We start from the raw sequence: 22,766 nt of genomic DNA on the forward strand, positions 1-22,766 counted from the left end.
GGAGGCGGCGGGGCGGGGCTGGATCAGAAGTGCACTTTGACCAGCAGGCTGGCGGTGTTCTGGTCGGTGCCGCCGAGGATGTCGTCGCCGAGGAAGCTGTCGTCGTCGATGCCGTACTTGTTGCTCCAGTAGTCGTACTCGACGCCCACGTAGAGCTGCTTGGCGCCCAGGTTCATGGCCTTGCCCAGGTCGTACTTGATCTGCGGGTTGAAGTGCAGGTTGGCGTGCAGGTCGTTCGGGCGGCTGCTGGTGGCGTCCTTGTTGTTCCAGACCCAGTCCATGAAGCCGTCGATGAGGATGTCGGAGTCGCCCACCGGCAGGGTGTACGACCACACCGGGGTGACCTGCCACTGGCCGGACGGGTTGTTGGTGATGCCGTCGGGCTTGCGGTAGTAGAAGTTCAGCTGGAAGTAGTCGAAGCCGGGGATGGCCAGGTCGAAGCCCGGGCCCACCAGGTAGTTCTGGTTGCGGTTCTCGCCGCGCTCGTAGGTGGCGGCCAGCAGCACGTCGGTCACCGGGCCGAAGGCGATCTTCTGGTCGAACAGCTTGCCGAAGGACAGGCGCGGGGAGATTTCACCGTAGTAGGTGTTGTTGCCCGCGTTGGCGTCGGCCTTGCCGTTGTAGTTGATCTGGTCGGCGAAGATGAACAGGTCGCCCCAGGTCCAGCCACTGGCGTGCTCGAAGGTGAAGGTCTGCTGGATTTCCGGGTTGACCTTGAAATCCTTGCCATACAGGTAGGTGACGCTGTTGTTCTGCCACAGCAGGGGGCCGTCGGCCAGGGCTTGGCCGCAGGCCAGCAGGCCACCGGCGAGCGCGAGAGCGGAGAGGGTACGGTTCATTCGGGTTGGGCTCCTGGTGCTTGGTTATCTTTCTATCTGCGTAGAAGTTGTCTGATTGGTCAGGCTTGGCTGCCAGAGCAAGAAAGGAGCCAGTTTTCTCCGACACCTTCCCCGGGCGCGGGATTATCTGGATAAACCCCGATGTTTCAAGCGGTTGTTTCGTGACCAACGGGTTTTTCCGACTTGCGGGAGGCTTGCCCGTGCACGGTTATGGGCGCGCTTACCTGACCGATCGAACAGTCCTGCATCAACTTGGGGCGGCTGCGGGCGACGGGGGACGGAGCGTTCGGCGCCTGCTGCGGTTTTTCCCCAGCCCATAAAAAAGCCCCCATCAAGCTTGATGGGGGCCTCGCGCAGCAAGGGTGGCCCAATCCATGGGCCTGGACACGCGAATCAGGATTGCGGGTTGGCCGGTGCCGCCTGGGCGTTGCCGGTGCGTTCGTTCCAGCCACCGCCGAGGGCCTTGTACAGGTTGACCTCGCTGGTGAGCTGGTTGAGGCGGTCGCTGATCAGCTGCTGGCGCGCGCTGAACAGCTGGCGCTGGGCGTCGAGCAGGGTCAGGTAGCTATCCACACCGGTGCGGTAGCGGCGCTCGGCCAGGCGGTAGTAGTCCTCGGAAGTGCGCACCAGGTTGCGCTGGGCGGTGAGTTGTTCCTCGAAGGTGGTACGTGCGGCGAGGCCGTCGGCGACTTCCTGGAAGGCGGTCTGGATGGCTTTCTCGTACTGCGCCACCTGGATGTCCTTCTGCACCTCGGCGTAGTCGAGGTTCGCCTTGAGGCGGCCGGCGGTGAAGATCGGCAGGTTGATCTGCGGCTGGAACAGCCAGCTGCCGGAGCCACCGTCGAACAGGCCGGAGAGCTCGGCGCTCTTGGTCCCGGCATTGGCGGTGAGGCTGATGCTGGGGAAGAACGCAGCGCGCGCGGCACCGATGCTGGCGTTGGCGGCCTTGAGCTGGTGCTCGGCCTGGAGCACGTCCGGGCGGCGTTGCAGCAGCTCGGAGGGCAGGCCGGCGGGCACTTCGGCCAGTTGGTCGTCGCCCAGCACCTCGCCTTGCGGCAGGTCACCGGGTACGCCCCTGCCCAGCAGCAGCGCCAGGGCGTTGCGGTCCTGAGCCACCAGGCGGCTGTACTGCGCCAGGGTGACCTGGGCGCTTTCCACGGCGGTGCGCGCCTGGCTCAGGGCCAGGGCATCGGCGACGCCGACGTCGAAGCTGCGCTGGGTGAGGGCGAAGCTTTCCTGGTAGGTCTTCAGGGTGTCGCGGGTCAGCTTGAGCAGCGACTGGTCGGCCTGCAGGGTCAGGTAGGCATTGGCGACGCTGGCCACCAGGCTGATCTGCGTGCTGCGACGGGCTTCCTCGCTGGCGAAGTACTGCTCCAGGGTCTGCTCGTTGAGGCTGCGCAGGCGGCCGAAGAAGTCGATTTCCCAGGCGCTGACGCCCACCGTGGCCGCGTACTGGCCGCTGGTGGTGGCGCGGCCGCTGCTGGACAGGTCCGCCGGCAGGCGCTGGCGGGTGCCGCTGCCGTCGGCCGAGATGCTGGGGAACAGCTCGGAGCGCTGGATACGGTACTGCGCGCGGTAGGCGTCGATGTTCAGCGCGGCGACGCGCAGGTCGCGGTTGTTGGCCAGGGCGGTTTCCACCAGGCGTTGCAGCGCCGGGTCCTTGAAGAACTCGCGCCAGCCCAGGTCCACCGCAGCGGTGGTGGTTTGCGCGCCGCTGGCGTTGGCGGTGTAGGCCTCGCCCAGGGGCCAGGCGCCGTCCACCGGCGCCTCGGGGCGCTGGTAGTCGGGGATCAGCGAGCAGCCGCCGAGCAGGACGCTGGCGACCGCGAGGGACAGCAGGGACTGCCTCATTCGGCGGCCTCCTTGGTCAGTTCGTCTTTGCTGCGCTTGTCCTTGAACAGCGAGCAGACCAGTACGTAGAACAGCGGGACCCAGAAGATCGCCAGCACCGTTGCCGTAAGCATGCCGCCGATCACGCCGGTACCGATGGCGTGCTGGCTGCCCGAACCGGCGCCGCTGGAGATGGCCATGGGCACCACGCCGAGGATGAACGCCAGCGAGGTCATGATGATCGGACGCAGGCGCATGCGGCACGCCTCGATGGCCGCGTCGAACAGGCTCATGCCCTGCTCATGCAGCTCCTTGGCGAACTCGACGATGAGGATGGCGTTCTTCGCCGAGAGGCCGATGGTCGTGAGCAGGCCCACCTGGAAGAACACGTCGTTGGAGAGCCCGCGCATGCTGGTGAACAGCAGCGCGCCGAGGATGCCCAGGGGCACCACCAGCATCACCGAGAAGGGGATCGACCAGCTCTCGTACAGGGCCGCCAGGCAGAGGAACACCACCAGCAGCGACAGTGCATAGAGCGCAGGCGCCTGGGCACCGGAGAGGCGCTCCTCGTAGGACAGGCCGGTCCAGGAGTAACCGACGCCGGCCGGCAGTTGCTTGATGATCTCCTCGACCGCCGCCATGGCTTCGCCCGAGCTGTGGCCGGGCGCCGCTTCACCGAGGATCTCGATGGCCGGCACGCCGTTGTAGCGGGCCAGTTTCGGCGCGCCGTACACCCACTCGCCGGAGGCGAAGGCGCTGAACGGCACCATCTCGTTCTGGTCGTTGCGCACGTACCACTTGCCGAGGTCGTCGGGGTTCATCCGCGCCTCCGGTACGCCTTGCAGGTAGACCTTCTTCACCCGGCCACGGTCGATGAAGTCATTGACGTAGCTGGCACCCCAGGCGATGGACACGGTGTTGTTGATGTCCGCCAGGGAGACGCCATGGGCACGCGCCTTCTCGTCGTCGATCTGCAACTGGTACTGCGGCTCGTCGTACAGGCCGTTGGCGCGCACGCGGGTCAGCACCGGATTGTTGTTGGCCAGTTCGAGGAACTTGTCACGGGCGGCGTTGAGCTGCTCGTGGCCGACCCCGGCACGGTCCTGGAGGAAGAAGTTGAAGCCGGTGGCGTTACCCAGTTCCAGCACCGCCGGCGGGGCGAAGGCGAAGACCATCGCGTCGCGGAAGCTGAAGAAGTGCTGCTGGGCGCGCTGGGCCAGGGAGAACACGCTGTGCTCAGCGCCGGGGCGCTCTTCCCAGGGCTTGAGCATGATGAAGGCCATGCCCGAGCTCTGGCCGCGACCGGCGAAGTTGAAGCCGGTGACGGTGAACACGGATTTGACGGTGTCCTTCTCCTTGTCCAGCAGGTACTCGCGCATCTGGTCGACCACCACCTGGGTACGCTCGGCGCTGGCGCCGGCCGGGGTCTGCACCTGGGCGAAGAGCACGCCCTGGTCTTCCTCGGGGAGGAAGGCGGTGGGGATGCGGGTGAACAGCCAGGCCATGATCGCGACGATCACCAGGTACATCAGGATGTACGGCGTCTTGCGCTTGAGGATGGCGCGCACGCCCCGCTCGTAGCCGTTCACGCTGCGGTCGAAGGTGCGGTTGAACCAGCCGAAGAAGCCGCGCTTGGGGGCGTTGTGACCCTTGGCGATGGGCTTGAGCATGGTGGCGCAGAGGGCCGGGGTGAAGACCAGGGCCACCAGCACCGACAGCGCCATGGCGGAGACGATGGTGATGGAGAACTGGCGGTAGATCACGCCCGTGGAGCCGCCGAAGAAGGCCATCGGCAGGAACACCGCCGAGAGCACCAGGGCGATGCCCACCAGTGCGCCCTGGATCTGGCCCATGGACTTGCGCGTGGCTTCCAGCGGCGACAGGCCTTCCTCGGCCATCACCCGCTCGACGTTCTCCACCACGACGATGGCGTCGTCCACCAGCAAGCCGATGGCCAGCACCATGGCGAACATGGTCAGGGTGTTGATGGTGAAGCCGAACATCGCCAGCACGCCGAAGGTGCCGAGCAGCACCACCGGCACCGCGAGGGTGGGGATGATGGTGGCGCGGAAGTTCTGCAGGAACAGGAACATCACCAGGAACACCAGCACGATGGCTTCGCCCAGGGTGTGCACCACGCCTTCGATGGAGGCCGAGACCACCGGGGTGGTGTCGTAGGGGAACACCACTTCCATGCCGGCGGGGAAGAAGGGCTTCAGCTGGTCGATGGTTTCGCGGATCGCCTTGGCGGTGTCCAGCGCGTTGGCGCCGGTAGCCAGCTTGATCGCCATGCCCGAGGCCGCCTTGCCGTTGAACTGCGCGCTGATGGCGTAGTTCTCGCCGCCCAGCTCGACGCGGGCGACGTCGCGCAGGCGCACCTGGGAGCCGTCACGGTTGACCTTGAGCAGGATGGCGCCGAACTGCTCGGGCGTCTGCAGGCGGGTCTTGCCGATGATGGTGGCGTTGAGCTGGGTGCCGGGGGAGGCGGGCAGACCGCCGAGCTGGCCGGAGGACACCTGCACGTTCTGCGCCTGGATGGCGCTCTTTACGTCCACCGGGGTCAGCTGGTAGTTGTTCAGGCGCGAGGGGTCGAGCCAGATGCGCATGGCGTACTGCGAGCCGAACACCTGGAAGTCGCCCACACCTTTGGTGCGCGAAATCGGGTCCTGCATGTTGGAGACGATGTAGTTGGACAGGTCGTTCTTGTCCATGGAGCCGTCTACCGACACCACGCCGATCACCAGCAGGAAGTTCTTCACTGCCTTGGTCACGCGGATGCCTTGCTGCTGCACTTCCTGCGGTAGCAGCGGGGTCGCCAGCTGCAGCTTGTTCTGCACCTGCACCTGGGCGATGTCAGGGTTGGTGCCCTGCTCGAAGGTGGCGGTGATGGTCATGCTGCCGTCGGAGTTGCTCTCCGAAGAGATGTAGCGCAGGCCGTCGATGCCGTTGAGCTGCTGCTCGATCACCTGCACCACGGTGTCCTGCACCGTCTGCGCCGAGGCGCCGGGGTAGGACACCTGGATGCCGACGGCGGGCGCGGCGATGCTCGGGTACTGGTTGATCGGGAGCTTGAGGATGGCCAGGCCGCCCGCGAGCATGATCACCAGCGCGATCACCCAGGCGAAGATCGGCCGGTCGATGAAGAACTTCGACATGGAAGACGCTCCTTATTGGCTTTTCGCCAGGTCGGGATCCACCGACTTCGATTCGGCGACGTTGGTCGCGGGGGCGGTCTTCACTTCGGCGCCGGGGCGGACGAACTGCAGGCCTTCGGTGATCAGCTTGTCACCCGGGTTGAGGCCCTTGGTCACCAGCCAGCGATCGCCGACGGTACGGTCCGCTTCCAGCTGGCGCAGCTCCACCTTGTTCTCGGCGTTGACCACCAGCGCGGTGGCCTGGCCCTTGAGGTCGCGGGTCACGCCTTGTTGCGGCGCGAGGATGGCCTGCTGGTTCACGCCCGAGCTCAGCTGCGCGTGCACGAACATGCCGGGCAGCAGGCTGTGGTCGGGGTTGGGGAACACGGCGCGCAGGGTCACCGAGCCGGTGCCTTCGTCCACCGATACCTCGGAGAACTCCAGGGTGCCTTCGTGGCCGTACTCGCTGCCGTCTTCCAGCATCAGCTTGACCTTGGCGGCGTTGTCGCCGGCCTTCTGCAGCTGGCCGCTCTCCAGGTCGCGGCGCAGGCGCAGCAGGTCCTTGGTCGGCTGGGTGACGTCGACGTAGATCGGGTCGAGCTGCTGGATGGTCGCCATGGCGGAGGCCTGGCCGTTGTTCACCAGGGCGCCCTCGGTGACGCTGGAGCGGCCGATGCGGCCGGAGATCGGCGCCAGCACCTTGGTGTAGCGCAGGTCGATGCGGGCTTTCTCCAGGGCGGCCTCGGCCTGCAGGCGCGCGGCCTGGGCTTCGTCATAGGCCTGGCGGCTGACGGCCTGGTCGGTCACCAGGTCCTTGTAGCGGTCGGCCAGGGAGCGGCTGGAAGCGAGGGTCGCCTCGGCGCTCTTGAAGGTCGCCTGGTACACGGATTGGTCGATCTGGTAGAGCTGCTGGCCGGCCTTCACTTCCGAGCCTTCCTTGAACAGGCGCTTCTGGATGATGCCGTCCACTTGCGGGCGAACTTCGGCAATGCGGAACGCGGTGGTGCGGCCCGGCAGCTCGGCGATGAGCGTGAAGGGCTCGGATTTCAGGGTGACGATGCCCACTTGAGGTGTCTGCGCGGGCGGCGGCGCGGAGGCCTCCTTGCAGCCGGCGAGTGTGAGCGTAGCCAGAGCGACGGCGGAAACCATAGCTGCGAAGGCTGGCTTCTTCTGCATCTGAAAAGACCTCGTTCGATACGTTTGCCCGGGCGGGCGGTACCCATGCAGGGAGCGTGGGTGGATTGTTTAGTCAGCTAACGAATATACTTACGTACGTGAACGTTTGTAAACGAATCTTCTCATCTCTCTGTCAGATAATGTGTCGAGGGTGAGGCGTTCTTTCGCTGCTGTCCCCACTCTCAGAGTCACCTGCATGGCCAGACGAACCAAAGAAGAAGCCGAAGCGACCCGTGTCCAGATCCTGGATGCCGCCGAACAGGTGTTCTACGACAAGGGCGTCTCACGTACTTCCCTGGCGGATATCGCCGCCCGGGCGGGCGTCTCCCGCGGGGCCATCTACTGGCACTTCCAGAACAAGGTCGACGTCTTCCAGGCCATGCACGAACGCTTGCGCACCCCGCTGGAGGAGCTGGCCCGCGCCAGCGAGAGCGAGGACGAGCCCGACCCCCTCGGCCGCATGCGCCAACTGCTGGTGCGCCTGCTCAAGCGGGTGGAGCTGGACCCGCGCAGCCGGCGCATCAGCGAGATACTCCAGCACAAATGCGAGTTCACCGACGAACTGGGCGACCTGCGGCAGAAGATGCAGAGTTTCAGCCTGGAATGTGACCAACGCATTGCCCGCGCCCTCGCCAACGCGGTGGCCAGGGGGCAGCTCCCCGAGGGGCTCGACTGCACCCGCGCCGCGGTCACGCTGCACGCGTACATCGACGGCCTCCAGGCGCACTGGCTGCTGGCGCCCGGGCGCTTCCCCCTGGCCGAACAGGCCGAGCAACTGGTGGATGCGTTGCTGGACATGCTGCGCGGCAGCGTCGCGCTGCGCGGCTGAGAAGGGTCTGACAGACCCGGGGTTCATGGCTTTCGCGCCCCGGGAGCCGCGTCCCAAAGGCCGGTGGATCTGTGCTAGGCCCGGGCGCCGGTCAGGCGCGCCTGGATGAAGTCGAGAAAACACTGGATGCGCAGAGCCAGCTGCGAGTTGCGGTAGTACACCGCATGGATCGGCTGGCGATAGTCGCTCATGTGCTCGGCCAGCACCGCCACCAGGCGGCCCTCGGCCAGGTCCTGGTCGGTCATGAAACTGGCCAGGCAGGTGATGCCCTGGCCGGCCAGGGCCAGCTGGCGCAGGGTCTCGCCGCTGGAGGCGCGCAGGTTCGGCTGCACCGCTAGCTGCGTACCGCAGGCGTGGCGCACCGGCCACTGGTTGAGGCTTTCCGGCTGGGTGAACCCTAGCAGGCTGTGGGCCTTGAGCGCTTCCACGCTCTCTGGGGCGCCGTAGCGCGCCAGGTACTCCGGGCTCGCCACCAGGTGCAGGCGGCTGGCGCCCAAGGGCCGCGCATGCAGGGTCGAATCGCTCAGCGGGCCGATGCGGATGGCCAAGTCGGTGCGGTGCTCCAGCAGGTCGATGATCTGGTCGTTGGTGTTCAGCTCCAGCTGGATGTCCGGGAACAGCTCGCGGAAGTCGCCGATATGCGGCACCACCGCATGCAGCATGAACGGCGAGGCGGCGTTGATGCGCAGGCGCCCGGCGGGCTTCTGCTGGCGCAGGGCCAGGCGCTCCTCCAGGGCCTCCATCTGCTGGAGGATCTCCTTGGCGCTGTTGAAACAGAAGCGCCCTTCCTCGGTCAGCTCCATGCGCCGCGTGGTGCGGTTCAGCAGGGTGGTGGCCAGCTTCTCTTCCAGGCGCGACAGGGTGCGGCTCACCGCTGACGGCGTCAGCCCCAGGTGCTCGGCGGCGGCGCTGATGGAGCCGCACTCGACGACGCTGACGAAATGCTGGAGCTCATCGGAGGTGGCTTTCATGTCGGCCTCATTCTTGATCGGCAAGCAAGGCCGAAGGGCGGATAGCGCTTTTTTCTGCGGGGAATTGTAGGCCTCTCTGGGGGACTTATTCATTGCCCATGCGGTGCTAGCCGCCCCACGGAGCAAGAGGCTTCTGTCTATGGAGAGAGAGGTGAGCCCCAGCGATGTTGGGCCGACGACATGGATTTCGCGTTGCTAGCGGATAGGCGCCTGCTTCATGGCGAAGCCGGCCCATGTCCACCCGCAAAAAGGGCCGCATCGCGGCCCTTTTCCTTTACTTCACCAGCCGTGCATCCAGGCTGTTCTGCGCCAGGCGCCGGGCCTGTTCCTCGCTCATGCCCAGGTGTTCGTGCAGGGCGAAGAAGTTCTCGGTGACGTAGCCGCCGAAGTAGGCCGGGTCGTCGGAGTTCACCGTCACCTTCACGCCACGTTCGAGCATGTCGAGGATGTTGTGCTGGCTCATGTGGTCGAACACGCACAGCTTGGTGTTGGACAGCGGGCACACGGTCAGCGGGATCTGCTCGTCGATGATGCGCTGCATCAGGCGCTCGTCCTCGATGGCGCGCACGCCGTGGTCGATGCGCTCGATCTTCAGCAGGTCCAGGGCCTCCCAGATGTATTCCGGCGGGCCTTCCTCGCCGGCGTGGGCGACGGTGAGGAAGCCTTCGGCGCGGGCGCGGTCGAACACGCGCTGGAACTTGCTCGGCGGGTGGCCCATCTCGGAGCTGTCCAGGCCCACGGCGACGAAGGCGTCGCGGAAGGGCAGGGCCTGGTCGAGGGTCTTCTGCGCCTCGTCCTCGGAGAGGTGACGCAGGAAGCTGAGGATCAGCCCGGAACTGATGCCGAGCTGCTTGCGGCCATCGTCCAGGGCGTGGCGGATGCCATCGAGCACCACCTCGAAGGGAATGCCGCGATCGGTGTGGGTCTGCGGGTCGAAGAAGGGCTCGGTGTGGATCACGTTCTGCGCCTTGCAGCGCTGCAGGTAGGCCCAGGTCAGGTCATAGAAGTCCTGCTCGGTGCGCAGCACGTCGGCACCGGCGTAGTAGAGGTCGAGGAATTCCTGCAGGTTGCCGAAGTCGTAGGCGCGGCGCAGGGTTTCGACGTCATGCCAGGGCAGGGTGACCTTGTTGCGTTCGGCCAGGGCGAACAGCAACTCGGGCTCGAGCGAACCTTCCAGGTGCAGGTGCAGTTCGGCTTTGGGCAAGGCATTGAGCCAGTCGTACATGGTGGTTTCTCGTTATCAGGCAAGGTCGCCTGCAAGTTTAACTTCCCGGACAGGATTTCGCCGAGCAGCCACCTGAACGGTGTTGCCCCAGGGGCCACCCGGCGGCCCCTGGCGAACGGCACTCGCCCACGCGCTCAGGCGGTTTCTTCGCGGCGGTAGGCGTAGGTGTCGGCGAAGCGCGAAAGCAGGTACTCGGCGCTGGTCACCGCCGGGTATTTCGGCGGGTTGTCGGCGCTGGAGCAGTTGGGCAGGCAGCTGATTTCCGTATCCGGGTGCGGTTCGGCGAAGAAGGGCATGGAGTAGCGGTGCACACCCAGGGGGCTGATGACCCGGTGCGGGGTGGACTTGTACCGGTCGTTGCTCCAGCGCGCCATCATGTCGCCGATGTTGACCACGAAGCTGCCGGCGATCGGCGGTGCGTCGATCCACTGGCCGCGCACGTCCTGCACCTGCAGGCCGCCGGCGTCGTCCTGGTAGAGCAGGGTGACGCAGCCGTAGTCGGTGTGCGCGCCGGCGCCCTGTTGCTCGGCGGAGCTGGCGGTGTGGCGCGGCGGATAGTGGATCATGCGGAACACGCTGATGGGTTCGGCGAAGCGCTGGTCGAAGAATTCGCGGTCGATGCCCAGGGCCTGGGCGATGGCCCGCAGCAGGGTCTGCGCCAGGGCCTGCATGTCGGCGTAGTGCTGCTCCATCAGCGGCGCCCAGCCGGCCTGTTCGGGGTGGCGGTTGGGGCCGCGCAGGGGCTTGCCGGCCAGCACCTCGGGGTGGTTCGCGTCCATGTGGAAACCCATGTCGAAGGTCTCCTTCAGGTCGCTCGGCTTGCTCGGGTCGAGCTGCTCGGTGGCGATGGCGCCGTAGCCGCGATGGTGCGCCGTGCGGGTGATGTCGATCTTCAGCTTCTCCGCCTCGGGCTGGGCGAAGAAGGCCTTGGCCGCCGCCAGCAGTGCCTCGATGCGCGCGGGGGCAATGCCGTGGCCGGTGATGTAGAAGAAGCCCCAGTCGCGGCAGGCGGCGTCGATGCGCGCCGCGACCTGCTGCCAGGCCTGGTGGTCATCACCGTAGAGCGCGGTGATGTCGATGATGGGGAGCTGGTTCATCGGTGATCCTTGGATCCTGTGGGAGAACACCCTCTCCCCGGTGGGGGGAGAGGGGCTGCGCTTACTTCGGCAGTTCCGCCTTGATGCCTTCGACGTAGTAGTTCATGCCGGCCAGGTCGGCGTTGGTGGCGGTCACGCCGTCGGCCAGCTTGATGGCGCCGCTCTGGTCCTTGATCGGGCCGGTGAAGGGGTGGAACTCGCCGCTCTTGATGCTGGCGATGATCTTCTCCGCCTCGGCCTTCACGTCGGCCGGCACCAGGTCGCTGATGGGCAGCTGGATGGTGTCCTCGGCCAGGCCGCCCCAGTAGTCCTGGGATTTCCAGGTGCCGGCCATCACGCCTTCGGCGGCCTGGACGTAGTGCGGCCCCCAGTTGTTGACGATGGAGGTGAGCACGGCCTTCGGGCCGAAGTGGGCCATGTCCGAGGCGTAGCCCACGGAGTACACGCCACGGCGCTCGGCGGCCTGGATCGGCGCCGGGCTGTCGGTGTGCTGGAAGACCACGTCCACGCCCTGGTCGATCAGCGCGTTGGCGGCGTCGGCTTCCTTGCCCGGGTCGAACCAGGAGTTGACCCAGACCACCTTGATCTCGGCCTGCGGGTCGTACTTGTTCAGGGCCAGCTGGATGGCGTTGATGTCGCGGATCACTTCCGGGATGGGGAAGGAGGCGATGTAACCGATCTTGTGGCTCTTGGTCATCTTCGCCGCCAGGTAGCCGCCGACGTAGCGGCCCTCATAGGAGCGCGACAGGTAGGTGCCGAGGTTCTTGTCCTGCTTGTAGCCGGTGGCGTGCTCGAAGGTGACCTTGGGGAACTGCTTGGCCACCTTGGCGGTGGGGTTCATGTAGCCGAAGGAGGTGGTGAAGATCAGGTCGTAGCCGCCCTTGGCCATGTTGCGGATGACCCGCTCGGCATCAGCGCCCTCGGCGACGTTCTCGACGAAGCTGGTCTCGACCTTGTCGCCCAGCTTGGCCACCAGCGCCTTGCGGCCTTCCTCGTGCTGGTAGGTCCAGCCGTGGTCGCCGATGGGGCCGACATAGACGAAGCCGACCTTCAGCGGGTCGGCGGCGGAAGCGCCGAGGGTGGCACTGAAACCGATGGCGGCGACGAGCGTGCGCAGCAGGTTCTTCTTGGAATCGAACATGGTGGATGGGGCTCCTGGTCTGTTGTTCTTTGCTGTGCCCTGTGGGCTGACCAGGCGATTGCAAAAAATTGACCAACTGGACAAGCCGCGCGCAAAGCCGCGTGCCAGGCCCCTCGCTGCAGGCGTTGCGCACCATCCGCGAGCGCGGATGGTGCACGGCGAGCGCTGCCCGCCGCCTGCTGGTGCGTCACCAGGCAATGGTCTGGCCCTGGTAGTCGATGTAGTGATGGCCACCGCGACCGGCGAAGGCTTCGATCTGCTGCACCAGGCCCTGGACGCTGGTGCCGACGTCGATCTCGGCTGACTCGCCGCCCATGTCGGTCTTCACCCAGCCCGGGTGCAGGCTCAGTACCGTGGGCGACGCGTCGCCCCATTCGGCCACCAGGCTGCGGGTCATGGTGTTCAGCGCAGCCTTGCTGGCGCGGTACAGCGACAGGCCACCGGCGTCGTTGCCGGCCACGCTGCCCAGTATCGAACTCATGAAGGCCAGGGTGCCGCCGGGCAGCAGGTTGTCGCGCAGGCGCAGGGCCAGGCGGATGGGCGCCACGGCGTTGGTGAGGAACAGCTGGGCGATCTCGGCCTCGGTGGCCTGCACGGCGGACTGGTGCACCGGGCCATAGACGCCGGCGTTGACCAGGATGAGGTCGAAGGCGCGGCCGTCCAGCTCAGCGGCCAGGGTCTCCAGGCCGGCGACGCTGTCCAGGTCCAGGGTTTTCACCTCGACGCCCTCCAGCGCGGCCAGGTCGCCGGCGCCCTGCGGGTTGCGCACGGTGGCGGTGACCTGCCAGCCGGCGGCCTGCAGTTGCTTGACCAGGCCCAGGCCGATGCCCCGGGAGGCGCCGATGATCAATGCGGTTTGTGTGCTGCTCATGTGCGGTCCTCTGCATGTGAAGACCGGCAAGAGTAGCCGTTTATTGAGTGCGTGTGCCTGGGCTTCCCGGACTGAAGTCCGGGCTACGCTTCGCACGGCCCAACCCTGTAGCCCGGGCTTCAGCCCGGGAGTGATGTCCGGTCAGTGCCCACCCTTCCACGGCTGGCCCAGGGACACGGGGGCGAACAGGCGGGTGCGCACGGCATCGCGGGAGAGCAGCACCAGCACCAGGATGGTCGCCACGTAGGGCAGCATCGCCAGCAGGTTGGCCGGGATGGCCAGGCCGACGCCCTGGGCCACCAGGTGGAGGATGCTGGCCAGGCCGAAGAGGTAGGCGCCGAGCAGCACGCGGAACACCCGCCAGCTGGCGAACACCACCAGGGCGAGGGCGATCCAGCCGCGCCCGGCGGTCATGTTCTCCGCCCACATCGGCGTGTACGCCAGGGACAGGTAGGCTCCGGCCATGCCCGCCATGGCCCCGCCGAAGAGCACCGCCAGGGTGCGCACGCGCAGCACCGGCAGGCCCATGGCGCTGGCCGCATCGGGGTTCTCGCCCACGGCCTGGAGCACCAGGCCGATGCGGCTCTTGAGCAGCGCCCAGGCGATGAGCGCGAACAGCGCGAAGGACAGGTAGACCATCAGGTCCTGGCTGAACAGCATCTTGCCCAGCAGCGGAATGCCGCTGAGCAGCGGGATGGCCACCGGCTCGAAACCGGACAGCGGCTTGCCCACCCAGGCGGCGCCGACGAAGGACGACAGGCCGATGCCGAAGATGGTCAGCGCCAGGCCCGTGGCCACCTGGTTGGCGTTGCAGCCCAGGGCCACCAGGGCGAACAGGGCGGACAGCAGCATCCCGGCGGCCATCGCCAGCAGCACGCCAATCCACAGGTTGCCGGTGCTGATGGCGGCGATGAAGCCCACCACCGCACCGAACAGCATCATCCCTTCCTGGCCGAGGTTGAGCACGCCGCTCTTCTCGCACACCAGCTCGCCCAGGGCGACCAGCAGCAGCGGCGTGCCGCAGCGCACCATGGCGTAGAGGATGTTGGTCAGCAGATCTAGATCCATGGGGAAACCTCGGTTTTGTAGCGGGAAGCTGGATGCTCGAAGCTGGAAGAAAAAGCGCCGTTCATGTCTGTTGCACCGTCTTCAAGCTTCCGGCTCTCGGCTTCCAGCTCAACGCAAAGCGTGGCCGGTACAGAATCAGCACGTCGCAGGTGAGCAGGAGGGACAGCACYGGTTTTGTAGCGGGAAGCTGGAAGCTCGAAGCTGGAAGAAAAGGCGCCGTTCATGTCTGTTGCACCGTCTTCAAGCTTCCGGCTCTTTGCTTCCAGCTCCACGCGAAGCGTGGCCGATAGAGAATCAACACATCACAGGCGAGGAGGAAGAACAGCATCATTCCCTGGAACAGCTGGGTGATGGATTGCGGCAGGTTGAGGGCCATCTGCGCGTTCTCGCCGCCCAGGTAGAGCAGCGCCATCAGCAGCCCGGCAACGAGGATGCCGAAGGGGTTGAGGCGGCCGAGGAAGGCCACGGTGATGGCCGCGTAGCCGTAGCCCGGCGATACCTGCGGCACCAGCTGGCCGATGGGGCCGGTGACCTCGCCGACGCCGGCCAGGCCCGCCAGGCCGCCGCTGACCAGCAGCGCCAGCCACACCAGGCGCTTCTCGCGGAAGCCGACGAAGCCGGCGGCGCGCTTGTCCAGGCCCAGCACCTTGATCTGGAAGCCGAGGAAGCTCTTGTGCAGCAGCACCCACACCGCCACCAGGGCGAACAGGGCGAAGTACAGGCCGATGTGCAGGCGCAGGTCCTCGACCACCGGCGGCAGGCGCGAGGCATCGCCGAACATGGCCGACTCGGGGAAGTTGAAGCCTGCCGGGTCCTTCAGCGGGCCGTGCACCGCATAGAGCAGCAGGTTCAGGGCCACGTAGTTGAGCATGATGGTGGTGAGGATCTCGTTGGCGTTGAAGCGCGTGCGCAACCAGGCCGCCAGGCCGCCCCAGGCGGCACCGGCGAGCATGCCGGCGGCCAGCACCAGGGCTAGGGCCCAGCGGCTTTCCCAGTCGATGATGTGCACCGCCACGGCGCTGCCGGCCAGGGCGCCCATGAGCAGCTGGCCCTCGGCGCCGATGTTCCAGATGCGCGCCTGGTAGGCCACCGCCAGGCCCAGGGCGCAGAGCAGGATGGGCAGCGCCTTCACCAGCAGCTCGGAGATTCCGTAGAGGTCGCTGATGGGCGCCACCAGCAGGGCGTGCAGGGTTTCCAGCGGGTCATGGCCGAGGGCGACGAACAGCGCCGAGCCACAGGCCAGGGTCAGCAGGCCGGCCAGCACCGGGGACAGCAGGAGCATCGCGCGCGACTGCTGCGTGCGGGGTTCCAGGGATAGCAACATGAAAGGCTCCGGGCGCTCAGGCGGCTTGGGTCGAATCGAACTGGCCGGCCATCCAGCGGCCGACCTCCTGCGGGCTGGTGGCGACCACGGGCTTGAGCGCCGACAGCTCGCCGCTGCACAGGGCGCCGATGCGGTCGCTGATCTGGAACAGCTCGTCGAGGTCTTCGGAGATCACCAGGATCGCCGCGCCGGCATCGCGCAGGGCGATCAGCGCGCGGTGGATGGCGGCGGCGGCCCCTACGTCCACGCCCCAGGTGGGGTGGGCGGCCACCAGCAGCTTGGGTTGCTGGAGGATCTCGCGGCCGAGGATGAATTTCTGCAGGTTGCCGCCGGAAAGGCTGCGGGCGGCGGTGTGGGCGTCCGGGGTCTTCACCGCGAAGCGCTGGATGATCTCGTTGGCGAAGGCCAGCACCTGGCCGCGGCAGATCATGCCCCGGCTCAGCAGCCCGCGCTGGAAGCCGGTGAGCAGGGCGTTGTCGGCCAGGCTCATGTCCGGCACCGCGCCGTGGCCCAGGCGCTCGGCGGGGACGAAGGCCAGGCCGCGGGCGCGGCGGGCGTCCGGTGGCAGTTGGCCCACCGGCTGGCCGGCGAAGCGGATGGCACCGGCCTGGGCGGCGGGCAGGCGGCGCTCGCCGGAGAGCAAGGCGAGCAGTTCGTCCTGGCCATTGCCGGCGACCCCGGCGATGCCGACGATCTCGCCGCTGCGCACATCGAGGCCGAGGTGCTTCAGCGACATGCCGAACGGGTCCGGGTTATGCCAATCGAGCCCCCGCAGGCTGAGGAAGGGCGCGCCGCCGCTGGCCTTGGGGTAGCTGGCGGCCAGGCCTTCGGCGTCGCCCACCATCAGCCGCGCCAGTTCCAGGTCGCTGCATTCGGCCGGCACGCAGTGGCCGGAGACGCGGCCGCCACGCAGCACCGTGGCGCTTTGGCAGAGGGCGCGCACTTCGCCCAGCTTGTGGCTGATGAACAGGATGCTGCAGCCCTCGGCGGCCAGGCGGCGCAGGGTGACGAACAGCTCGTCGGCCTCCTGCGGGGTGAGCACCGAGGTGGGCTCGTCGAGAATCAACAGGCGGATGTCCTGCATCAGGCAGCGGACGATCTCCACCCGCTGGCGCTCGCCGATGGACAGCGCGTGCACCAGGCGCCCGGGCTCCAGGGCCATGCCATAGCGCTGGGACACCTCGCGGATGCGCGGCTCCAGTTGTTTGGGTGTGCCGGCCTCGCGGCCCAGGGCCAGGGCGATGTTCTCGGCCACGGTCAGGGTTTCGAACAGGGAGAAGTGCTGGAACACCATGCCGATGCCCAGGGCGCGGGCCTGGGCCGGGTCGCGCACGCGCAACGCCTCGCCCTGCCAGCGGATCTCGCCGGCATCCGGCTGTACCACGCCGTAGATGATCTTCATCAGCGTGCTCTTGCCGGCGCCGTTCTCGCCTAGCAGGGCGTGGATCTCGCCGGGCTCGATGCGCAGATCGACGCGGTCGTTGGCCAGGCAGCCGGGGTAGCGCTTGGTGATGCCGAGCATCTCCAGGCGCGGTGGGGGAGTGGGGCTGTTCATCGTGGTCTTTCCCGGAAAGAGAGCTGGCCAGACAAAGCAAAAAGCTGGCCACCGGGTCAGGAAGGCCCGCACGCGCTCGCGTGGCTGGGCGATGCGGGGGAAATGCAGCCGTCGATGGGCATTGCCGGGGCATTTTCCTGCACGCTTTCGGGGCGCCGTGGCTCCCGATGGCGCAGCGGCTATTGGACGAATTTCGACCACCGCCCCGCAGCGCCCGTGGCCACTGGCGCGGAGAAGTTGTTCCCAAGGTTATCCACAGGAATGTCCACGGCCCGTGTGGACAATGGCGGTGCACCGCGCCGGTATCCCGGCGCCCGGGTTTCTGGCAGGTGAAAATAAAGCTAGACCCTTCAGGTGCTTACGCGGTAGACACGGGTCCCCACGCGCACTGGTCACGAAACGAGCAGCTCCGGCGAAGCGGCGGCCGGCGGCGCTCCGGGCGATTGCTCAAAAGGTTATCCACAGGCTTGTCCACGCTTTATGTGGGTGGTTACAAGGCGGATTCCGGTCGCTCCCGTAGGTTGGCGCCAAGCGCAGCGCGGCCCAACGTTGTGGGGATAAGGGACGTGGCGGTGTGGATGGCTGAGACACCGCACGGTGGACCGGTGGAGCGGGGTCCACCCTACGAAGTCCCTCGCCTCCGGGAAGACGGTAGCCCGGGCTTCAGCCCGGGAGCAGGGGCAATCGTGTCGCGGGGGAGGGCCCGGCACCGAGTGGCGCCGGGCGGCGGGTCAGAAGCTGAATTCCATGTTCAGGGTCGGAGTGGAGGTGCGGCTGCCGCGACCGCCGTCGACGCCGAACTTGTTGTGCCAGTACTCGTAGCCAACGCCGAACCAGAGGTTGGGCTTGATGTTCTTGCCCGGGCGCGCGGCGACCATCAGCGAGGTGCGCATCAGCGTCTCGGCGGCGGTGTCCTTGTTGTTGTAGTCCTCGCCCTTCTCGCCCACGTGGTTGATGTAGCCCTGGAACTTGGCGGCGTGGTCGCCGACCTGGAAGGGGCGCAGCCAGGTGAGGTTGAGGTTGTAGGTGCCGTCGAAGGTCATTTCCTCGTGGCGCGCGCCGGGGATACCGGTCTGGTTGCGCTCGCGGTAGTAGAGCAGGCTCAGGTCAAGCACGCCGACGGTGTTGAACTTGAGGGTCGGGCCGAACACGATGGCGCGCTTGTTGGAGGAGGCGCGGTTGTTGTTGCGGTTGACGTCGAAGCCGGCGGTGAAGGCGTAGTCCTTGATCAGGCCGTCGCCCTGTTTCTGGTCGAACACCCGCGAGGCGAACAGCTGGTGGCGGTACACCGCGTAGACCTCGCTGCCACCGTGGTCGGTGCCCTTGCGCGGGTCGCGGTTGTCGGAGAGGAAGACGTCGAGGTTGAAGAAGTTGCTGCCGTACTGGTACCCGCTGGCGTGGGTGAAGCTGTAGATGCGCTTGGCGAACTTGTTCGGGTTGTTCGGGTTGGTGAACTGCTGGCCGTAGCGGAAGCCGACGCTGTTGTTCATCCATTCCAGTGCGGCCGCTTCGCCGGCCGAGAAGAGGGCGAGAGCGACCGTGGCTCCCTGCAGTGCTTTTTTCATTGTTATGGGCTCCTGTTCCTGGGTTCTCGATGCGTGGGCTCGGGCACCGAGGGGCGCAGTATCAGCACATCCGGATTGATCACCAAAGAACAGAATGTAGAGCATCCCGATGCCGATTCGGCATCACGCGACTGACTCAAAAGTCAGTATTTTCAGGGCTTTAGCGGGATTGTGTACAAACCGCAAAAGCCGATGGCTCTAGCGCGCGGGCTGCAGCCGGGCGCCCCGTCCAGAGCCTCGACAGGGACAGTCATGAAAAAGATAGTCGGGAATGCGGCCTACGGCCGGTTGCCGGGGGCACTGCGGGGTGGTGGCCGCTCTTCGCGCTCACGCAGGGTGATTTCCTCGGTCAGCTGGCGTGCCAGCGCATCCACCGCCACGGGCAGGTAGCGGCCGCCGCGCACGTAGAGCCCGAGGTCGTTGAAGATGCCGCCGTTGTCGGTCAGCGGCAGGTGCACCAGGTCGCCGGCCTCGAGGTCGGCCTCGATGCCGATGCGGGTCTGGAAGGCCACGCCCATGCCGCGTTTCACCAGTTGCCGGGCCAGCTCCACCGAGCTGCTTTCCAGCGCCGGCTTGCCGGGCAGGTTGAGGCGTTTCTGCAGCGGGCCGAGCAGGTGGTGGATGGACAGTTCCTGCTTGGCCAGGATCAGCCCGTGCTCGGCGCAGGTGGCGAAGCTCACCTCGTGCAGCGAGGCCAGCGCATGCCCGCGCGGCACGATGGCGCCGAGACGGAAGTGGCCGACGCTGAGCTGTTGCAGCTCGGCGCTGCGGGGCAGGAAGAAGGCCAGGCCGAGGTCGGCGGCGCCACTCAGCACCGCCTCGGGGATGGCCTGGGAGCCCATGGCGGTGACGCCAATGGTGACCCGTGGGTAGCGCTCATGCATGGCCTTGAGCACCCGGGGCAGCAGGTCGATGGTCACCCCTTCGACGGTGGCGATCTCCACGTGGCCGGTGCGCAGGCCCTGCATGGCATCCAGCTCCGAGCGCACCCGCTCGACGTCCTGCAGCACCACGGTGATGTGGCGGGTGAGGATCTCCCCGGCCGGGGTCAGGCGCAGGCCGGCGGGCAGGCGGTCGAACAGCGGCGCGCCGATCTCGTCCTCCAGCTTGAGGATCTGCCGGTTCACCGCCGAGGAGGCGACGTTGAGCCGGCGCGCCGCCTCGCGGATGGAGTTGCAGCGGCGCACCATGTCGAAATAGTGGATGGCCGGCGAGTGGATGCGCAGCTTGCCGGTCATGGCGTGTCGTCCTCGATGGCGGCGAGCTGGCTGCGCCCACGGCTGATGTCGCCGAGCAGGCGTTGCAGCGGTTCCCGCTGGGCCTCCGGCAGGGCCAGTTGCAGCCAGGCGCCTTCGGCGTCGTAGTCCTCGCCTTCGAGCTGCGCCTGGAGGTCGGCCAGGCGTGCCTTGAACAGCGCCAGTTCGGCGAAGGCCAGGTGGCAGCGGAAGCGCGACAGGCGCAGCAATGGCAGGCGCTCGCCGCCTTGCAGGCACTTGGCGGCGCTGCCTCCGTAGGCGCGGGCGAGGCCGCCGGTGCCGAGCTGGATGCCGCCGTACCAGCGGATCACCACTACCGCGACCTGGTCCATGTCCTGGCCCTCGATGGCCGCGAGCATGGGGCGCCCGGCGGTGCCGCCGGGTTCGCCGTCGTCGCTGAAGCGGTACTGCGTACCCACCTTCCAGGCCCAGCAGTTGTGCGAGGCGGCGGGGTCGCTGGCGCCGGCGATGAAGGCCTGCGCCTCGGCCGCGCTGGTGACCGGCGCGGCGAGGGCGATGAAGCGGCTCTTGCGGATTTCCTCGCGGTATTCGCAGGGCGCGGCAAGGGTGAAGGGCATCAGCTGGCGGGTGTCGGCGGGGTCAGGCCGCAGCCCTTGAGGATGATGTGGGTGAGGCTCTGTGCGGCGACTTCGAAGTCGTCCTTGGTCAGGCGCTTGCGGCCGCTGACGCGGCAGATCTGCGAGCCGAAGTCGGCGTAGTGCTGGGTGCTGCCCCAGAGCAGGAAGATCAGGTGCGTCGGGTCGATCGGGTCCAGCTTGCCGGCGGCGATCCAGGCTTCGAACACCCCCGCGCGGCCCTTGAACCAGTCGCGGTAGTCCTGATCGAAATACTTCTCCAGGCAGGCGCCGCCGCTGATCACTTCCATGGCGAAGATCTTCGAGGCCAGGGGGAAGCGCCGCGAGAACTCCAGCTTGGCGCGGATGTAGCGGGCCAGCGCCTCGGCGGGGTCGTCGTCCACGGTCAGGGTGTTGAAGGTGCTGTCCCACAGTTCGAGGATGTTGCTCAGCACCGCCACGTACAGCCCCAGCTTGTTGCTGAAGTAGTAGTGCAGGTTGGCCTTGGGCAGCCCGGCACGCACGGCGATGGTGTTCATGCTGGTGCCTTTGAAACCGTGCTTGGCGAACTCTTCCTCGGCAGCAGCGAGGATGGTCTCTTCGTTCTTCTGGCGGATGCGGCCGGCAGGCTTGCCGGTGGAGCTGGGGCTATGGGCGGGGACCAGGACAGTCATAGGTCATCCAGAGGGGTCAGGAAGCGGGCGAATGCACTGATAACCCAAGCGCGGGGCGGTCGACAAGCCAAAACTGTTGCGGCGGTCAGGTTATCCACAGGTTTTGTCGGGCCTGCACCATGATGGGTCGGTTTTTTCGTGCTGTGCACCGCGCCAAGCACCGCCCCGGGCCTGGCGCGGCGTGGTTCAGGCGCGCTCGGCGGCACCGTCCGTCCGGTTGGCGCGTTTCTCTTCCGGCAGCACCAGGCTCAGGACGATGGCGGTGATGCCGCCGCAGGTGATGGCCGAGTCGAACAGGTTCTGCACCAGCTGCGGCATCTGGTGCAGGAGGGTCGGTTGCGCGGCGATGCCCAGGCCGACGCCGAAGGAACCGGCGATCACCAGCAGGCTGCGGCGGTCCAGCGGCGCCTGGGCGAGGATGCGGATGCCGGCCGCCGCCACGCTGCCGAACATCACCAGGGTGGCGCCGCCCAATACCGGCTTGGGGATCTGCTGCAGCACCGCGCCGATCAGCGGGAACAGGCCGAGCACGAACAGCACGGCGCCGATGTACAGGCCGACATGGCGGCTGGCGACGCCGGTGAGCTGAATCACCCCGTTGTTCTGGGCGAAGGTGGTGTTGGGGAAGGCGCTGAAGGTGGCCGCCAGCATGCAGCTGACGCCATCGCCCAGCACGCCGCCCTTGAGCCGCGCCTCGTATTCCGGGCCCTTGAACGGCTTGCGCGAGATCATGCAGTTGGCGGTCAGGTCGCCCACGGTCTCGATGGTGCTGATGAGGTAGATCAGCGCCACCGGGATGAAGGCCGTCCAGTCGAAGCTGAAGCCGAACCTGAAGGGCACCGGAACGCTCACCAGGGGCAGGTCCGGCAGCGCCTGGGGCACCAGCTTGCCGCTGAAGAAGGCGGCCACGCTGCCCACGGCCAGGCCGATGAGGATGGACGACAGGCGCACCCAGGGGTTGCTCGAGCGGTTCAGCAGGATGATGGTCGCCAGCACCAGGCCGCCCAGGGCCAGGTTGCCCGGCGCGCCGAAGTCCGGGGCCTTGAAGCCGCCGCCGATATCGGTGATGCCGACCTTGATCAGGCTGACGCCGATCAGGGTGATGACGATGCCGGTCACCAGCGGGGTGATGACCCGGCGCAGGTGGCCGATGAAGCGGCTGAGCACGATCTGCACGAAGGCGCCGAAGAAGCACACGCCGAAGATCATCGCCAGGATGTCCTCCGGGCTGCCGCCACGGCTCTTCACCAGGAAGCCCGCCGACAGCACCGCACCGAGGAAGGCGAAGCTGGTGCCTTGCAGGCAGATCATCCCCGCGCCGATGCCGAACGGGCGCCGCGCCTGGAGGAAGGTGCCGACGCCGGACACCATCAGCGCCATGCTGATCAGGTAGGGCAGGTGCGCCCCCAGCCCCAGCGCGCCGCCGATCACCAGCGGCGGGGTGATGATGCCGACGAAGCTGGCCAGCACGTGCTGCAGCGCGGCACAGAACGCCAGCAGCGGTTTCGGCTTGTCGTCCAGGCCGTAGATGAGTTCGGAGTTGCGTTCTTCTTCAGCGTGCATGCTGGCCTCGGCAGGTTGGGGCGGCGAACCGGAGCGGCTCGCCGGGGCAGATGCCGGGCTATTGCAAAAAATT

General features: G+C 67.0%; 19 protein-coding genes. 1 reads left to right on the plus strand and 18 read right to left on the minus strand.

Going from position 1 to position 22,766, the window contains the following annotated elements:
- Positions 1–23 precede the first annotated feature (23 nt).
- The 4 genes from RTW82_RS04800 to RTW82_RS04815 all read right to left on the minus strand — a co-directional run bounded on the left by RTW82_RS04800 (position 24) and on the right by RTW82_RS04815 (position 6,979).
- Entirely contained in the window at positions 24–839 is an 816-nt protein-coding gene (locus RTW82_RS04800; RefSeq protein WP_271659890.1) for an outer membrane protein OmpK, read from the minus strand.
- Positions 840–1,232: 393 nt separating this feature from the next.
- A complete protein-coding gene (locus RTW82_RS04805) occupies positions 1,233–2,690 on the minus strand; it encodes an AdeC/AdeK/OprM family multidrug efflux complex outer membrane factor (protein WP_316924400.1) in 1,458 nt (485 codons plus the stop codon).
- Positions 2,687–5,824 carry an efflux RND transporter permease subunit gene (locus tag RTW82_RS04810; RefSeq protein ID WP_316924401.1) on the minus strand — a complete coding sequence of 1,046 codons (3,138 nt, stop codon included), beginning with the start codon at positions 5,822–5,824 and terminating at the stop codon, positions 2,687–2,689. The genes RTW82_RS04805 and RTW82_RS04810 overlap by 4 nt, the downstream gene beginning before the upstream one ends.
- Before the next feature lie 12 nt (positions 5,825–5,836).
- Positions 5,837–6,979, minus strand: coding sequence for an efflux RND transporter periplasmic adaptor subunit (locus RTW82_RS04815; RefSeq protein WP_316924402.1), 1,143 nt, complete (start codon positions 6,977–6,979; stop codon positions 5,837–5,839).
- Between the two features lie 196 nt (positions 6,980–7,175).
- Between RTW82_RS04815 and RTW82_RS04820 the strand changes: the two genes are divergently transcribed.
- Positions 7,176–7,808, plus strand: a complete 633-nt coding sequence (locus RTW82_RS04820) for a TetR family transcriptional regulator (RefSeq protein WP_021222359.1) — start codon at positions 7,176–7,178, stop codon at positions 7,806–7,808.
- A gap of 74 nt (positions 7,809–7,882) precedes the next feature.
- Here the strand turns inward: RTW82_RS04820 and RTW82_RS04825 are convergent, their stop codons facing one another.
- From RTW82_RS04825 to RTW82_RS04890, 14 genes are all read right to left on the minus strand, one after another.
- The gene (locus RTW82_RS04825; RefSeq protein WP_316924403.1) at positions 7,883–8,779 is read right to left on the minus strand and encodes a LysR family transcriptional regulator; all 897 of its coding nucleotides are present in this window, start codon (positions 8,777–8,779) and stop codon (positions 7,883–7,885) included.
- Between the two features lie 274 nt (positions 8,780–9,053).
- Entirely contained in the window at positions 9,054–10,004 is a 951-nt protein-coding gene (locus RTW82_RS04830; protein WP_111262003.1) for an adenosine deaminase, read from the minus strand.
- Between the two features lie 134 nt (positions 10,005–10,138).
- A complete protein-coding gene (locus tag RTW82_RS04835; protein WP_316924404.1) occupies positions 10,139–11,101 on the minus strand; it encodes a 2-oxoglutarate and iron-dependent oxygenase domain-containing protein in 963 nt (320 codons plus the stop codon).
- Between the two features lie 61 nt (positions 11,102–11,162).
- Positions 11,163–12,242 (minus strand): BMP family ABC transporter substrate-binding protein, encoded by a 1,080-nt coding sequence (locus RTW82_RS04840; RefSeq protein ID WP_316924405.1) that lies wholly within the window; start codon positions 12,240–12,242, stop codon positions 11,163–11,165.
- Between the two features lie 187 nt (positions 12,243–12,429).
- Positions 12,430–13,113, minus strand: a complete 684-nt coding sequence (locus RTW82_RS04845; RefSeq protein ID WP_316924406.1) for an SDR family oxidoreductase — start codon at positions 13,111–13,113, stop codon at positions 12,430–12,432.
- Positions 13,114–13,254: 141 nt separating this feature from the next.
- Positions 13,255–14,181, minus strand: a complete 927-nt coding sequence (locus RTW82_RS04850; RefSeq protein ID WP_043247085.1) for an ABC transporter permease — start codon at positions 14,179–14,181, stop codon at positions 13,255–13,257.
- Positions 14,172–14,405 carry a hypothetical protein gene (locus tag RTW82_RS04855; RefSeq protein ID WP_316924407.1) on the minus strand — a complete coding sequence of 78 codons (234 nt, stop codon included), beginning with the start codon at positions 14,403–14,405 and terminating at the stop codon, positions 14,172–14,174. Before RTW82_RS04855 ends, RTW82_RS04850 begins: the two co-directional genes overlap by 10 nt.
- Positions 14,402–15,505 carry an ABC transporter permease gene (locus RTW82_RS04860; protein ID WP_316924408.1) on the minus strand — a complete coding sequence of 368 codons (1,104 nt, stop codon included), beginning with the start codon at positions 15,503–15,505 and terminating at the stop codon, positions 14,402–14,404. The genes RTW82_RS04855 and RTW82_RS04860 overlap by 4 nt, the downstream gene beginning before the upstream one ends.
- 16 nt (positions 15,506–15,521) lie before the next feature.
- Positions 15,522–17,060 (minus strand): ABC transporter ATP-binding protein, encoded by a 1,539-nt coding sequence (locus tag RTW82_RS04865; protein WP_316924409.1) that lies wholly within the window; start codon positions 17,058–17,060, stop codon positions 15,522–15,524.
- Positions 17,061–17,791: 731 nt separating this feature from the next.
- A complete protein-coding gene (locus tag RTW82_RS04870) occupies positions 17,792–18,625 on the minus strand; it encodes a hypothetical protein (protein ID WP_043243755.1) in 834 nt (277 codons plus the stop codon).
- 278 nt (positions 18,626–18,903) lie between these two features.
- Positions 18,904–19,863, minus strand: coding sequence for a LysR family transcriptional regulator (locus RTW82_RS04875; RefSeq protein ID WP_271659901.1), 960 nt, complete (start codon positions 19,861–19,863; stop codon positions 18,904–18,906).
- Positions 19,860–20,459, minus strand: a complete 600-nt coding sequence (locus tag RTW82_RS04880; protein ID WP_316924410.1) for an IMPACT family protein — start codon at positions 20,457–20,459, stop codon at positions 19,860–19,862. Before RTW82_RS04880 ends, RTW82_RS04875 begins: the two co-directional genes overlap by 4 nt.
- Complete coding sequence (locus RTW82_RS04885) at positions 20,459–21,130, minus strand: TetR/AcrR family transcriptional regulator (protein ID WP_021216784.1); 672 nt, start codon at positions 21,128–21,130, stop codon at positions 20,459–20,461. Before RTW82_RS04885 ends, RTW82_RS04880 begins: the two co-directional genes overlap by 1 nt.
- Before the next feature lie 186 nt (positions 21,131–21,316).
- A complete protein-coding gene (locus tag RTW82_RS04890; RefSeq protein WP_316924411.1) occupies positions 21,317–22,693 on the minus strand; it encodes a nucleobase:cation symporter-2 family protein in 1,377 nt (458 codons plus the stop codon).
- Positions 22,694–22,766: the final 73 nt, after the last annotated feature.

The organism is Pseudomonas sp. zfem005 (assembly GCF_032621735.1).
Taxonomy (GTDB): domain Bacteria; phylum Pseudomonadota; class Gammaproteobacteria; order Pseudomonadales; family Pseudomonadaceae; genus Metapseudomonas; species Metapseudomonas solani.

Coding starts and splice junctions, on each gene's coding strand:
- RTW82_RS04825 (WP_316924403.1), bottom strand. CDS start 8,779: ATGAAAGCCACCTCCGATGAGCTCCAGCATTTCGTCAGCGTCGTCGAG.
- RTW82_RS04885 (WP_021216784.1), bottom strand. CDS start 21,130: ATGACTGTCCTGGTCCCCGCCCATAGCCCCAGCTCCACCGGCAAGCCT.
- RTW82_RS04860 (WP_316924408.1), bottom strand. CDS start 15,505: ATGTTGCTATCCCTGGAACCCCGCACGCAGCAGTCGCGCGCGATGCTC.
- RTW82_RS04870 (WP_043243755.1), bottom strand. CDS start 18,625: ATGAAAAAAGCACTGCAGGGAGCCACGGTCGCTCTCGCCCTCTTCTCG.
- RTW82_RS04845 (WP_316924406.1), bottom strand. CDS start 13,113: ATGAGCAGCACACAAACCGCATTGATCATCGGCGCCTCCCGGGGCATC.
- RTW82_RS04880 (WP_316924410.1), bottom strand. CDS start 20,459: ATGCCCTTCACCCTTGCCGCGCCCTGCGAATACCGCGAGGAAATCCGC.
- RTW82_RS04810 (WP_316924401.1), bottom strand. CDS start 5,824: ATGTCGAAGTTCTTCATCGACCGGCCGATCTTCGCCTGGGTGATCGCG.
- RTW82_RS04830 (WP_111262003.1), bottom strand. CDS start 10,004: ATGTACGACTGGCTCAATGCCTTGCCCAAAGCCGAACTGCACCTGCAC.
- RTW82_RS04865 (WP_316924409.1), bottom strand. CDS start 17,060: ATGAACAGCCCCACTCCCCCACCGCGCCTGGAGATGCTCGGCATCACC.
- RTW82_RS04890 (WP_316924411.1), bottom strand. CDS start 22,693: ATGCACGCTGAAGAAGAACGCAACTCCGAACTCATCTACGGCCTGGAC.
- RTW82_RS04800 (WP_271659890.1), bottom strand. CDS start 839: ATGAACCGTACCCTCTCCGCTCTCGCGCTCGCCGGTGGCCTGCTGGCC.
- RTW82_RS04850 (WP_043247085.1), bottom strand. CDS start 14,181: ATGGATCTAGATCTGCTGACCAACATCCTCTACGCCATGGTGCGCTGC.
- RTW82_RS04805 (WP_316924400.1), bottom strand. CDS start 2,690: ATGAGGCAGTCCCTGCTGTCCCTCGCGGTCGCCAGCGTCCTGCTCGGC.
- RTW82_RS04835 (WP_316924404.1), bottom strand. CDS start 11,101: ATGAACCAGCTCCCCATCATCGACATCACCGCGCTCTACGGTGATGAC.
- RTW82_RS04815 (WP_316924402.1), bottom strand. CDS start 6,979: ATGCAGAAGAAGCCAGCCTTCGCAGCTATGGTTTCCGCCGTCGCTCTG.
- RTW82_RS04875 (WP_271659901.1), bottom strand. CDS start 19,863: ATGACCGGCAAGCTGCGCATCCACTCGCCGGCCATCCACTATTTCGAC.
- RTW82_RS04820 (WP_021222359.1), top strand. CDS start 7,176: ATGGCCAGACGAACCAAAGAAGAAGCCGAAGCGACCCGTGTCCAGATC.
- RTW82_RS04840 (WP_316924405.1), bottom strand. CDS start 12,242: ATGTTCGATTCCAAGAAGAACCTGCTGCGCACGCTCGTCGCCGCCATC.